General features: G+C 61.1%; 10 protein-coding genes and 2 pseudogenes. 9 read left to right on the forward strand and 3 right to left on the reverse strand.

Annotated elements, in window-relative coordinates; genetic code table 11:
- From GUY40_RS06920 to GUY40_RS06930, 3 genes and pseudogenes are all read left to right on the forward strand, one after another.
- A complete protein-coding gene (locus GUY40_RS06920) occupies window positions 1–1,158 on the forward strand; it encodes a phosphatidylserine/phosphatidylglycerophosphate/cardiolipin synthase family protein (RefSeq protein ID WP_166568207.1) in 1,158 nt (385 codons plus the stop codon).
- A 36-nt stretch (window positions 1,159–1,194) separates the two neighbouring features.
- Window positions 1,195–1,695 (forward strand): annotated as a pseudogene (locus GUY40_RS06925) (DJ-1/PfpI family protein); the annotation flags it as partial.
- Between the two features lie 9 nt (window positions 1,696–1,704).
- Window positions 1,705–1,827: pseudogene (locus GUY40_RS06930) on the forward strand (ribbon-helix-helix domain-containing protein); the annotation flags it as partial.
- Window positions 1,828–1,903: 76 nt separating this feature from the next.
- Here the strand turns inward: GUY40_RS06930 and GUY40_RS06935 are convergent.
- Window positions 1,904–3,427: a fumarate hydratase gene (locus tag GUY40_RS06935; protein ID WP_166568208.1), complete on the reverse strand. Its 1,524-nt coding sequence runs from the start codon at window positions 3,425–3,427 to the stop codon at window positions 1,904–1,906.
- A 360-nt stretch (window positions 3,428–3,787) separates the two neighbouring features.
- Here GUY40_RS06935 and GUY40_RS06940 point away from each other — a divergent pair, with 360 nt between their 5' ends.
- Together GUY40_RS06940 and GUY40_RS06945 are read left to right on the forward strand one after the other, a co-directional pair.
- Entirely contained in the window at window positions 3,788–4,894 is a 1,107-nt protein-coding gene (locus tag GUY40_RS06940) for a GGDEF domain-containing protein (protein WP_166568209.1), read from the forward strand.
- On the forward strand, window positions 4,887–5,801 hold the full coding sequence (locus GUY40_RS06945) for an iron-sulfur-binding ferredoxin reductase (RefSeq protein ID WP_166568210.1): 915 nt from the start codon (window positions 4,887–4,889) through the stop codon (window positions 5,799–5,801). The genes GUY40_RS06940 and GUY40_RS06945 overlap by 8 nt, the downstream gene beginning before the upstream one ends.
- Before the next feature lie 136 nt (window positions 5,802–5,937).
- Here the strand turns inward: GUY40_RS06945 and pyk are convergent, their stop codons facing one another.
- Window positions 5,938–7,389 (reverse strand): pyruvate kinase, encoded by a 1,452-nt coding sequence (gene pyk, locus GUY40_RS06950; protein WP_166568211.1) that lies wholly within the window; start codon window positions 7,387–7,389, stop codon window positions 5,938–5,940.
- Between the two features lie 153 nt (window positions 7,390–7,542).
- Between pyk and GUY40_RS06955 the strand changes: the two genes are divergently transcribed.
- The 3 genes from GUY40_RS06955 to sbcB all read left to right on the forward strand — a co-directional run bounded on the left by GUY40_RS06955 (window position 7,543) and on the right by sbcB (window position 9,900).
- A complete protein-coding gene (locus GUY40_RS06955; RefSeq protein ID WP_166568212.1) occupies window positions 7,543–7,917 on the forward strand; it encodes a tetratricopeptide repeat protein in 375 nt (124 codons plus the stop codon).
- A 120-nt stretch (window positions 7,918–8,037) separates the two neighbouring features.
- Window positions 8,038–8,397, forward strand: a complete 360-nt coding sequence (locus GUY40_RS06960) for a PilZ domain-containing protein (RefSeq protein WP_166568213.1) — start codon at window positions 8,038–8,040, stop codon at window positions 8,395–8,397.
- Window positions 8,398–8,469: 72 nt separating this feature from the next.
- Window positions 8,470–9,900, forward strand: a complete 1,431-nt coding sequence (sbcB, locus tag GUY40_RS06965; RefSeq protein ID WP_166568214.1) for an exodeoxyribonuclease I — start codon at window positions 8,470–8,472, stop codon at window positions 9,898–9,900.
- Window positions 9,901–9,987: 87 nt separating this feature from the next.
- Here sbcB and mvaT read toward each other — a convergent pair whose 3' ends face one another.
- Window positions 9,988–10,365, reverse strand: a complete 378-nt coding sequence (gene mvaT, locus GUY40_RS06970; protein WP_166568215.1) for a histone-like nucleoid-structuring protein MvaT — start codon at window positions 10,363–10,365, stop codon at window positions 9,988–9,990.
- A 340-nt stretch (window positions 10,366–10,705) separates the two neighbouring features.
- Here mvaT and purU point away from each other — a divergent pair, with 340 nt between their 5' ends.
- Window positions 10,706–11,557 (forward strand): formyltetrahydrofolate deformylase, encoded by an 852-nt coding sequence (gene purU / locus GUY40_RS06975; RefSeq protein WP_166568216.1) that lies wholly within the window; start codon window positions 10,706–10,708, stop codon window positions 11,555–11,557.
- Window positions 11,558–11,578 lie beyond the last annotated feature (21 nt).

Below are 11,578 nucleotides of genomic sequence, written 5' to 3' on the forward strand. Positions count from 1 at the left end.
ATGGCCGGGCCGATCTTTCCGTGGCGTAGCGGCAACCGCTTCGAGTTACTGATCGACGGCCCCCAATTTTTCCCGCGCATGCTGACGGCGATTGTCCGGGCCCAGCGTCAGGTCGATCTGGAGCTGTACCTGGTCGAAGCCGGTGCCTGCGCCGAAGCCATGGTCCAGGCGCTGGTACAGGCGGCCGGGCGTGGCGTGCAGGTGCGCTGCCTGTTCGACGACTATGGCGCCCTGGCCTTCACCTTGAGCCTGCGCCAGCGCCTGCTGGAGGCCGGCGTCGAGCTGCGCTGGTACAACAGGGTCAGATGGCGGCGCGGGCTGCGTAATCTGTACCGCGATCATCGCAAGATCCTGCTGGTCGATCAGGAATGGGCGGTGGTCGGCGGCACCGGCGTGACCGATGAGTTTTGGCGCCCGGGCGAGGAGGTCAGTGAGTGGCATGAAGCGATGGTTGCCATGGAAGGGGCGCTGGTGGCCGACTGGCAAATGCTCTTCGACCGCCAGTGGCGCGCCAATGAACGCCGCACCGCCTGGCGACCGCCCACGCACTTTGGATTGCCACGCCTGCCGCGCGTCCCCTTGACCGGCGCGGGCCTGGGTCGGGTGGCCTATGCCGATGCCCGTCAACACCGGGATATCCTGCAATCGTTGGTGCGGGCTCTGAACAGCGGGCAGAGGCGCATCTGGCTGGCCACGCCGTACTTTCTGCCGACCTGGAAAGTTCGCCGTTCACTGCGCCGTGCTGCCGCCCGCGGTATCGATGTGCGCCTGCTGCTGACCGGCCCGCGCACCGATCACCCCTCAGTGCGCTACGCCGGCCACCGCTACTACCCCAGATTGTTGCGCGCAGGCGTGCGCATCTTTGAATACCAGCCGTGCTTTTCGCACCTGAAAATGGTCCTGATCGATGACTGGGTCAGCATCGGCTCTTGCAACTTCGACCACTGGAACCTGCGCTTCAACCTGGAAGCCAACGTTGAGGCCATCGACCCGCCGCTGACCCTGGCCGTGGCCGAGAGCTTCGAGCGCGACTTTGCTCGCAGCCTGCAGATAGACCTCGATCTGTGGCGGGTGCGTCCGTTCTGGCGTCGGGTGCAACAGCGGCTCTATGGCTGGCTCGACCGGGTGGTGGTGAACCTGTTCAAATCCCGCAACTGAGGCTGTCCGGGTGTAGGAAATATCTCTAAGTAGTATCTGGTCGGTCATACCGTGCACGCGGTGTGCCCGGGCAAGGTCAGCGGCCAGTCGGTGCGTACGGCGATTCACGATTTCGAGGGCGACCAGACGTACAGCGAAAAACCGGGGCATAACTTTGCCCTCAACTTCGATTTTGCCAAGGTCCGCGCCGAGGACTATGACGCGCTGGTCATTCCCGGCGGCCGAGCGCCGGAATACCTGCGCTTGAACGAGCAGGTGCTGCAACTGGTGCAGGCTATCGACACGGCCGGCAAGCCGATTGCGGCCGTCTGCCATGGCGCCCAACTGCTGGCCGCCGCTGGCGTGCTGGAAGGGCGCGAGTGCAGTGCTTACCCAGCCTGTGCCCCGGAAGTCCGCCTGGCGGGCGGGCAGTACATCGACATCGAAGTCAGCCAGGCCCATGTCCAGGGTAATCTGGCGACTGCTCCGGCCTGGCCGGCGCACCCACAGTGGCTGGCCGGTTTCCTGGGCCTGCTGGGGACCAAAATCACGCTTTGAGGGCGGTGTATGTGCGAGCTCTACGTCAAGGCCGACCCGATCCTGTACGAATCGCGCTCGCGCTCGCTGCGCATTTGCGGGGTGGTGACGACTTTGCGGCTGGAGAACCAGTTCTGGGACATCCTACAGCAAGAGCGAGTTGAATCAGCAGTTTTGGTAATAAAAAAGGCGACCCGTTGAGGTCGCCTTTTTTGTGCTGCAGTAACGCTTACTTCACTTCCACCGCCAGGCTTTCGGCGATTTTCTGTTGCCAGATCGCAGGCCCGGTGATGTGAACCGACTCACCCTTGCTGTCGACAGCAACGGTCACCGGCATGTCTTTGACGTCGAACTCGTAGATGGCTTCCATCCCCAGTTCCGCGAACGCCACGACCTGCGACTTCTTGATCGCCTGGGCCACCAGGTAGGCAGCACCACCAACGGCCATCAGGTACACCGCCTTGTGGTCCTTGATCGCGTCGATAGCGGTCGGGCCGCGCTCGGACTTGCCGATCATGCCCAGCAGGCCGGTCTGGTCGAGGATCTGGCGGGTGAACTTGTCCATCCGCGTGGCGGTGGTCGGGCCGGCTGGGCCAACCACTTCTTCGCGAACCGGGTCAACCGGGCCGACGTAGTAGATGAAGCGGTCTTTCAGGTCGACCGGCAGGGTTTCACCCTTGTTCAGCATCTCGACCATGCGCTTGTGCGCGGCGTCGCGGCCGGTGAGCATCTTGCCGTTGAGCAGGATGGTCTCGCCTGGCTGCCAGCTTTGCACTTCTTCCGGGGTCAGGGTGTCGAGGTTGACGCGGCGAGCCGACGGGCCGGCTTCCCAGACGATTTCCGGGTAGGCGTCCAGGTCCGGTGCTTCCAGCTCCGCCGGGCCCGAGCCGTCGAGCACGAAGTGCGCGTGACGGGTGGCGGCGCAGTTGGGGATCATGCACACCGGCAAGGAGGCGGCGTGGGTCGGATAATCCATGATCTTGACGTCAAGCACGGTGGTCAGGCCGCCCAGGCCCTGGGCGCCGATGCCCAGTTGGTTGACCTTCTCGAACAGCTCCAGGCGGATCTCTTCGATGCGGTTTTGCGGGCCACGGGCCTTGAGCTCGTGAATGTCGATGGATTCCATCAACACTTCCTTGGCCATGACCGCGGCTTTCTCGGCGGTGCCGCCGATGCCGATGCCCAGCATGCCTGGAGGGCACCAGCCAGCGCCCATGGTCGGAACGGTCTTCAGCACCCAGTCAACGATCGAGTCGGACGGGTTGAGCATGGCCATTTTCGACTTGTTTTCGGAGCCGCCGCCCTTGGCCGCCACGTCCACTTCCACGGTGTTGCCGGGAACGATGGAGTAGTGGATGACCGCCGGGGTGTTGTCCTTGGTGTTTTTACGTGCGCCGGCCGGGTCGGCCAGGATGGAGGCACGCAGGACGTTTTCCGGCAGGTTGTAGGCGCGACGCACGCCTTCGTTGATCATGTCGTCCAGGCTCATGGTCGCGCCATCCCAGCGCACGTCCATGCCCACGCGGACAAACACGGTGACGATACCGGTGTCCTGGCAGATCGGGCGATGGCCGGTGGCGCACATGCGCGAGTTGATCAGGATCTGGGCGATCGAATCGCGTGCGGCAGGCGATTCTTCACGCAGGTAGGCCTCGTGCATGGCCTGGATGAAATCAACGGGGTGGTAGTAGGAAATGAACTGCAGTGCGTCGGCAACGCTCTGAATCAGGTCGTCTTGCTTGATCACGGTCATGCGGCGCGCTCCTCTTAAAGACGGGAACATTCAATAAGGTATTCCAACAAGGTCGAGCCGACTCGTCGAAAAGACTTTTCAGGCGCGCCGACGAGTGACATCGACGCAAAAAAGGCGCCGCAGTATACCTTGCCTCGTGCGCGGGTACACGTGCCGGTGGACAAACGAAGGTCGAGCGCCGTTCGGCACTGATCTTGCGCTACCGCCATGACCCCTGCCGTGCAGGGGTGTGCCATAGTTGTACAGGCGCTGGAGAATTGAATCGTTATTTGAGACGCCAGGTTGGGCGATGGCTTAAAGCCATCTACTCTGCGTGGCGATCTCCCGACAAGAGTCCTTTCGAACACCGTGAATCGACAAGTGACCAGAAATGCCCTTCAGAAACTGCTGATCAAACGCTTCCTGCTGGCAGCCGGGACCTATGCCCTGTTGCTGCTGCTGGTGTGGGTGGCGATTCTCGGCGGTTACTTTCACGGCTCGCTGACCACGGCGCTGATCAGCACCGCGCTGGTGATTCTGTGCCAGGGCGCCTTGGCCTGGGTGTTTTTCAGCGGCCGTAACAAGCGTTTCGCTGACCCCGGCCTGACCGAGTTTCAGGTCCTGCTGGCGCTGGGATGGCACACCTGGTTGCTGGCCAATCTGCAGCAGGCTCGCGGCACCTTCCTGATGTTCTATGCACTGATCCTGATGTTCGGCCTGTTTCACCTGCGAAGGCGGGTGCTGGTGCGCTGCGCCGTGCTGGTGTTTTTCAGCTTCGGTGCGCTGAACCTCTGGGAGGCCTGGCAGCAGGCGCTGCCCGACCCGGGGCTGGCGGCCATTCAAGTGTGCGCGTTGTTGGTCATCCTGACGTGGCTGTGCCTGTATGCCAGTTATGTCCAGGTGTCCCGCTTGCGCATACGCAAGCGCCGCTTTGCCCTGCAGGCGCATCAGGACACCCTGCGCGGCATGATGCAACAGCTTGAAGACCTGGTGGCGACGGACGAGTTGACCGGGCTGTACAATCGCCGCCACTTCTTGCGCCTGGCCTCCAATGAGCTGACGCTGATGCGAGCGGATCAGCGTCACGGCCTGGCGCTGATTGATCTGGATAATTTCAAGCGCATCAACGATCGCCACGGCCATGCAACGGGCGATCAAGTGTTGCAGGTGTTCGCCGCAGTCGCTGGCGCGTGCCTGCGTGAGGGCGATGTATTGGCCCGTTACGGCGGCGAAGAATTTGTCCTGTTGATACCTGAATCCAACGCCGAGCGTTTTTCGGCCTGCTGCGAGCGATTGCGCCTGGCCTTCGCCAGTGCGGAGCTGGCCGGGCTGGTCGGTTCCAATTTGAGCTTGTCGGTGGGGATGACCTTGATTTCGATGAACGACGGCCTGGATGAAGCGCTGCACCGCGCCGACCAGGCCTTGTACATGGCCAAGCGCGATGGCCGCAACCGCTGTGCGGCGGCCTGGGAGGGCACCGATGCCTGACTTGGCGGTGGGCGCTCGACGCTGGGCGGTCGAGCCTGGCAGCAATCTGCTCGATGCCCTGAACGCGGCTGGCTTTGCGGTGCCGTACAGCTGCCGGGCGGGCAGTTGCCATGCCTGCCTGGTGCGCTGTGTCGAGGGCGAACCCCTGGACATCAACCCCACGGCGCTCAATGCGCAAAAGCGCGAGCAGGGCTGGCGCCTGGCCTGCCAGTGCCGGGTCGAGAATGACTTGAGCGTGGCGGTCTTCGACCCCGCCCGGGATGGCGTGCCGGCCGAGGTGATTGGCTGTGACTGGCTGGAGGGCGACGTGCTGCACCTGCGCCTGGCGCCAGAGCGACCGTTTCGCTACCAGGCCGGTCAGCACCTGGTGCTCTGGGCCGGTGGCGTGGCTCGGCCGTATTCCTTGGCCAGCCTGCCGCAGGACGACCCGTGGCTGGCGTTTCATATCGATTGCCGCTACCCCGGTGCCTTCAGTGATGCGGCGCGGGCTTTGCAGATAGGTGATCCGGTGCAACTGGGGGAGTTGCGCAGTGGCGCCTTGCATTACGACCCGGACTGGCAGACCCGACCGCTTTGGCTATTGGCGGCCGGCACGGGGCTGGGGCCGTTGTGGGGGATCTTGCGCGAGGCGTTGCGTCAGGAGCATCAGGGGCCGATTCGGTTGGTGCATTGCGGTGTGCAGTACTGGCGTGAACCCTTGGAGGAGATGGCGCGATGCCACCCGCCATTGCAGGTCGAAGGGTTCGAAGCGGGGGAAGTGCCGTCCATGCGCTTGCAGTCTCGGCAGACGATGGCGTTGCTGTGCGGGTCGCCCGCGAGTGTCGAGATGTTTTCCCGGCAGTTGTATCTGGCGGGGTTGCCGCGCAACCAGATGCTGGCGGATGTGTTTGTGGGGCGTAGCGTCTAAAAGCCTGGGGCTGCTTTGCAGCCCATCGCGAGCAAGCTCGGCTCCTACAAAAGCCCCCGATTACACACCGATGTGGAGCCGGGGATGTGGGAGCCGGGCTTGCCCGCGAAGGCCGCGCCGCGGTGTTCCTGCTGGATCAGACCAGCGGATCACCCACGTGCAGGATCTTCATGCCATTGGTGCCGCCAATCGTGTGATAGCTATCACCCTTGGTCAGGATCACCCAATCGCCTTGCTTGACCACGCCACGCTTGAGCAGCTCGTCGACAGCGGCCTGGCTGACCTTGTCGGCCGGCAGGGCGGCAGGGTCGAACGGCACGGTGTAGACGCCGCGGAACAAGGCTACACGGGCCTGGGTTTCGCGGTGCGGCGAGAACGCGAAGATCGGGATCGAGGAACGGATCCGCGACATGATCAGCGGGGTGTAGCCGCTTTCGGTCAGCGCGATGATCGCCTTCACACCCGGGAAGTGGTTGGCGGTGTACATGGCGGCCAGCGCGATGCTCTCGTCGCAACGCGTGAACTGGGTGCCCATGCGGTGGCTGGAGGTCTTGCTGGTCGGGTGCTTCTCGGCACCGACGCAGATGCGCGCCATGGCCTGGACCGCTTCGATCGGGTAGGAGCCGGCAGCGCTCTCGGCCGAGAGCATGACCGCATCGGTGTAGTCCAGCACGGCGTTGGCCACGTCGGAGACTTCAGCGCGGGTCGGCATCGGGTTCTGGATCATCGACTCCATCATCTGGGTCGCGGTGATCACGGCCTTGTTGTGGCGGCGTGCATGCAGAATGATTTTCTTCTGGATGCCGACCAGCTCGGCGTCGCCGATTTCCACACCCAGGTCGCCACGGGCAACCATCACCGCATCACTGGCGCGGATCAGGCCGTCGAGGGTTTCGTCGTCGGCGACCGCTTCGGCGCGTTCGATCTTGGCCACCAGCCAGGCAGTACCGCCGGCTTCGTCGCGCAGGCGACGGGCGTATTCCATGTCGGCGGCATCACGCGGGAAGGAGACGGCCAGGTAGTCCAGCTCCATCTCGGCGGCCAGCTTGATATCGGCCTTGTCTTTCTCGGTCAATGCCGGTGCGGTCAGGCCGCCACCACGGCGGTTGATGCCTTTATGGTCCGACAGCGGGCCGCCGATCAGTACCGAGCAGTGCAGGGCATCGTCGGTTGCGGTTTCAACGCGCATGACCACGCGACCGTCGTCGAGCAGCAGTTCGTCGCCGACACCGCAGTCCTTGACCAGGTCCGGATAGTCGATGCCGACAATGTCCTGGGTGCCGTCGGTCAACGGATGGGCGGTCGAGAAGGTGAAGCTGTCGCCAACCTTGAGTTCGATACGCTTGTTGGTAAATTTGGCGATACGGATTTTCGGGCCTTGCAGGTCACCGAGCAGCGCGACATGGCGGCCATGTTTGGCAGCGGTATCGCGGATGAGCTTGGCGCGTGCCTTGTGCTCATCGGGTGTGCCGTGGGAGAAGTTCAGGCGGGCAACATCCAGGCCTGCGAGGATCAGTTGCTCGAGAACTTCCGGCGAGTTGCTGGCGGGGCCAAGCGTGGCGACAATTTTGGTACGACGAACGGTCATGCACAGACTCCTTTAGTGAAGCGCAGCGAAAGGCTACTCCTCAATCTTGCTGTAGTCATTGTTACCGTTCACTACTTTTGCCGGCTTGCCTTGGTGCAACGACTTCAGTTTTCTCCACCGGTGCCGATAGGAAACCCAGCACAGGAGATTGTCATGCGAGCCTTGATCGTTTTAGCCCTGGCGACCAGTGTCGTCGGCTGCACCCGTTGGTCGATGGATCACCATCTGAACAACGCCTACCGCGCCTACGACCGGGGCAATTGCGAGCGGGTGATGCTTGAACTGTCCGAGGTCGATCGCGCCAGCCGTTCGCGGCGCTTTATCCAGCCGGAAGTCTCGATGCTGCGCGGCCTGTGCCTGGAGCGCCAGAAGCTCTATCTGGACGCTGCGCAAACCTATCACTTTATCCTCGAGCAATACCCGTCCAGCGAGTACGCTTACCGGGCTCGTGCGCGGCTGCAAATACTCCAGCAGCTGGGTCACTACCGTGGCGCAGAAGCGGCGCTGACCAGACCCGCGCCGCTCTGATTAATACTAAAGAGAGGCGTCGGATTATGACTGTAGGGCCACATTGCGCTAATCTTGCTATTGAAGCACCCAATCAAGCTACTAGTGCGGCCATACTCAATGGGCCTGGACAGTGTCAGCATGTTTACCGAACGTCGCATCGAGCGTCACCAGCTCCCTTACTTTCTCAAGGTTTTCAATCGCTACACCGATCAACCGATCGGCTACTTGGGTAATGTCTCCGAATCAGGGCTGATGCTGATCAGCTCGTTGCCGCTGCTGGTCGGACCGGACTTCGAGCTGCAACTCAAGGTGCCGGGCCGTGATGGTGTGATCCATCTCATCAACCTGACCGCCAGTTGCCTGTGGTGTCACGAAGATGAAACGCCGGGCCACTATGATTCCGGCTTCATGCTCCTGCAGGCCCCGCGGGAATACGAGCAGTTGGTCAGCGCGTTGCGCGACTATTTCAGTTTCTATCCGTTGAACGCATCGGCCTGAGCCTTCAGGTCGTTCAGACTGCTGGGTGATGTGCGCTAGACTGCCCTGAACTTGATTCAAGGACAGCGCCCTGTGAGTTCCAGCCTCTTCTGGTACGACTACGAAACCACCGGTATCGACCCGCGCAGCGATCGCCCGCTGCAAGTCGCGGGTATCCGCACCGACCTGGATCTCAATGAGATCGAAGCGCCGGTCAATCTCTACAGCAAGCTCAGCGACGATATCCTGCCGCATCCAGCCGCTTGCCTGATTACCGGCATTACCCCGCAACGCCTCGCCGAACAAGGCCTGGATGAAGCGCACTTCATGACCCGTGTGCATGCCGAACTGGCAAGGCCGGGGACCTGCGGCGTGGGCTACAACACCTTGCGCTTTGACGATGAAGTCACCCGTTACAGCCTCTATCGGAATTTCTTCGACCCCTATGCACGCGAGTGGCAGGGCGGTAATAGCCGCTGGGACCTGATTGATGTGGTGCGTGCTGCCTACGCACTGCGCCCCGATGGCATCGTCTGGCCGCAGGTTGAAGGCCGTACCAGCCTGAAGCTCGAATTGCTGACGGCGGCCAATGGCATTGATCACGGGCAGGCGCACGATGCACTGTCCGATGTCAGGGCAACCATTGGCCTTGCGCGTTTGATTCGCCAACAACAACCGCGTTTGTATGACTGGTTATTTCAACTGCGCAGTAAACATAAGGTGGCCGAGCAAATCCGTTTGTTGCAGCCGTTGATACATATCTCCGGACGTTTTTCTGCAGAGCGTCATTATCTGAGTGTGGTCTTGCCGTTGGCCTGGCATCCGCAAAATCGAAATGCCTTGATTGTCTGTGACCTGCACCTGGATCCTGCGCCACTGCTGGAAGAGCCCGCGGATGAATTGCGCCAGCGCTTATACCGGCGGCGCGAGGAGTTTGCCGAGGGAGAATTACCGGTGCCGCTCAAGTTGATTCACATCAATCGTTGCCCGGTACTGGCGCCCTTGAGCGTTCTGCGTGCAGAAGATCAACAGCGGTTGGGTTTGTCTTTGGATGATTATTTGGCACAGGCAAGGCGGCTTATTGACGCCCAGCCGTGCTGGGCGGACAAACTGGCGGGTATTTATGCCACTGAAGAATTCGCCCCCACTGAAGACCCGGAGCAACAGTTGTATGCGGGCTTTCTCGGTGAACGTGACCGGCGTTTATGTGAACAGGTGCGCAACCTCGACCCACAACAATGGGCAGGTTCACAATGGATGTTCGATGATGAGCGTTTGCCGGAATTGTTGTTTCGTTACCGCGCGCGTAACTTTGCCGATACCTTGACTGACGAAGAGCAGCAGCGCTGGCGCCTGTTCTGCCAGCAACGCCTGACGCAGCCCGCGCTGGGAGCGCCCAATACCCTGGCGCAGTTCAACCAGGCGCTGGCCGAGCATGGCGTGAATGCAGACCCTGCACAGCAGCAAGTGTTGGAGCAATGGCAGGTGTATGCGCAAGACCTCGCGAGACGCCTTGGCGTATAACCCTGCAATATGAAGTGGAATAAAAAAACGCCAGCAAGGCTGGCGTTTTTTTATGGCAGGCATCGCCCTGGGTGGGCGGCGGCTAAATTAGCCCAGCAGAGTTGCCCAGCCTTCAACCACATCGCCACCCCACTTGGCTTTCCATTCTTTCAGGGTTTTGTGGTTGCCGCCTTTGGTTTCGATGACTTCGCCGTTGTGCGGGTTCTTGTATTGTTTGACCTTGCGCGCGCGCTTGGTGCCGGTGGTTTTCACGGCGCCACGTGGAGCCTTGTTTACTTTGGCTTCAGGGTCCAGAAGAGCAATGATGTCGCGCAGCGATTTGGAGTATTCGCCCATCAGGGTGCGCAGTTTGCCTTCGAACTCCAGTTCGGTTTGCAGTTTGTCGTCTTGCGACAGGTTCTTCAGGCGAGCTTGCAGTTCTTTGATAGCTTCTTCTGTAGCGCGATATTCGTTGATCAGCGACATGGTGATGACCTTATCCAGAAAGGGTGACGGGGAGACAGTGCGGCAATAATAGTCAGACGGTTTGTTCAAGTAAACATTAAATAGGGCAGCGGGACAAATTACTTTTAATTCAAGTGCGCGCGGCGCTGCCCGAATTAGATATTTAAGCGGGCTGTCGGTTTTGGCGCGGTTGTTCCTGCGTCACTGTCTGACACCTGAAATACATCCTGCATGTGGGCCTTTCCCAGTGTTTTGTGGGACAGGTCGCCGTGCCGGTTGGCGCCTACTCTGCAAGGAATACTGCAGATCCGCCCCGCAGTCGCTAGAATGGCGCCTTTGCGAAGTTCTTGGAGTTTCCTACATGCGCACCTATCGGCTGGTGATTGCCTGCCCTGACCGCGTTGGCATCGTCGCTAAAGTCAGTAATTTCCTGGCGTCCTACAATGGTTGGATTACCGAAGCGAGTCATCACTCTGATGACTTGAGCGGTTGGTTCTTTATGCGTCACGAGATCCGTGCCGACACGCTGCCCTTTGGCATCGAGGCATTTCGCGAAGCCTTTGCGCCGATCGCCGAAGAATTCTCGATGGTGTGGCGCATTACCGACACCGACCAGAAAAAACGCGTGGTCTTGATGGCCAGCCGCGAGTCCCACTGCCTGGCTGATTTGCTGCACCGCTGGCACAGTGACGAACTCGATTGCGAGATCGCCTGTGTCATCTCCAACCACGACGACCTGCGCAGCATGGTCGAGTGGCACGGCATTCCGTACTTTCATGTGCCGGTCAACCCGCAGGACAAGCAATCGGCGTTCGCCGAGGTCTCGCGCCTGGTCAAGCAACACGACGCCGATGTGGTCGTGCTGGCGCGCTATATGCAAATCCTGCCGCCGCAGCTGTGCCAGGAATACGCAGGCCAAGTGATCAACATCCACCACAGCTTCCTGCCGTCGTTCGTCGGCGCCAAGCCTTACCACCAGGCGTCGCTGCGCGGGGTCAAGCTGATCGGTGCGACCTGCCACTATGTCACTGAAGAGCTGGACGCAGGCCCCATCATCGAGCAGGACGTGGTGCGTGTCAGCCACAGCGACAGCATTGAAGACATGGTGCGCTTCGGTCGCGACGTGGAAAAAATGGTGTTGGCCCGTGGCTTGCGCTACCACCTGGAAGACCGCGTGCTGGTACATGGCAACAAGACGGTGGTCTTTAACTGACGCCGTTCTGGTAGGAGCCGG

This window comes from Pseudomonas sp. R5(2019) (assembly GCF_009905435.1).
Classification (GTDB): domain Bacteria; phylum Pseudomonadota; class Gammaproteobacteria; order Pseudomonadales; family Pseudomonadaceae; genus Aquipseudomonas.

Coding starts and splice junctions, on each gene's coding strand:
- mvaT (WP_166568215.1), bottom strand. CDS start 10,365: ATGTCGCTGATCAACGAATATCGCGCTACAGAAGAAGCTATCAAAGAA.
- GUY40_RS06960 (WP_166568213.1), top strand. CDS start 8,038: ATGTTTACCGAACGTCGCATCGAGCGTCACCAGCTCCCTTACTTTCTC.
- pyk (WP_166568211.1), bottom strand. CDS start 7,389: ATGACCGTTCGTCGTACCAAAATTGTCGCCACGCTTGGCCCCGCCAGC.
- GUY40_RS06945 (WP_166568210.1), top strand. CDS start 4,887: ATGCCTGACTTGGCGGTGGGCGCTCGACGCTGGGCGGTCGAGCCTGGC.
- GUY40_RS06955 (WP_166568212.1), top strand. CDS start 7,543: ATGCGAGCCTTGATCGTTTTAGCCCTGGCGACCAGTGTCGTCGGCTGC.
- GUY40_RS06935 (WP_166568208.1), bottom strand. CDS start 3,427: ATGACCGTGATCAAGCAAGACGACCTGATTCAGAGCGTTGCCGACGCA.
- GUY40_RS06920 (WP_166568207.1), top strand. CDS start 1: ATGGCCGGGCCGATCTTTCCGTGGCGTAGCGGCAACCGCTTCGAGTTA.
- purU (WP_166568216.1), top strand. CDS start 10,706: ATGCGCACCTATCGGCTGGTGATTGCCTGCCCTGACCGCGTTGGCATC.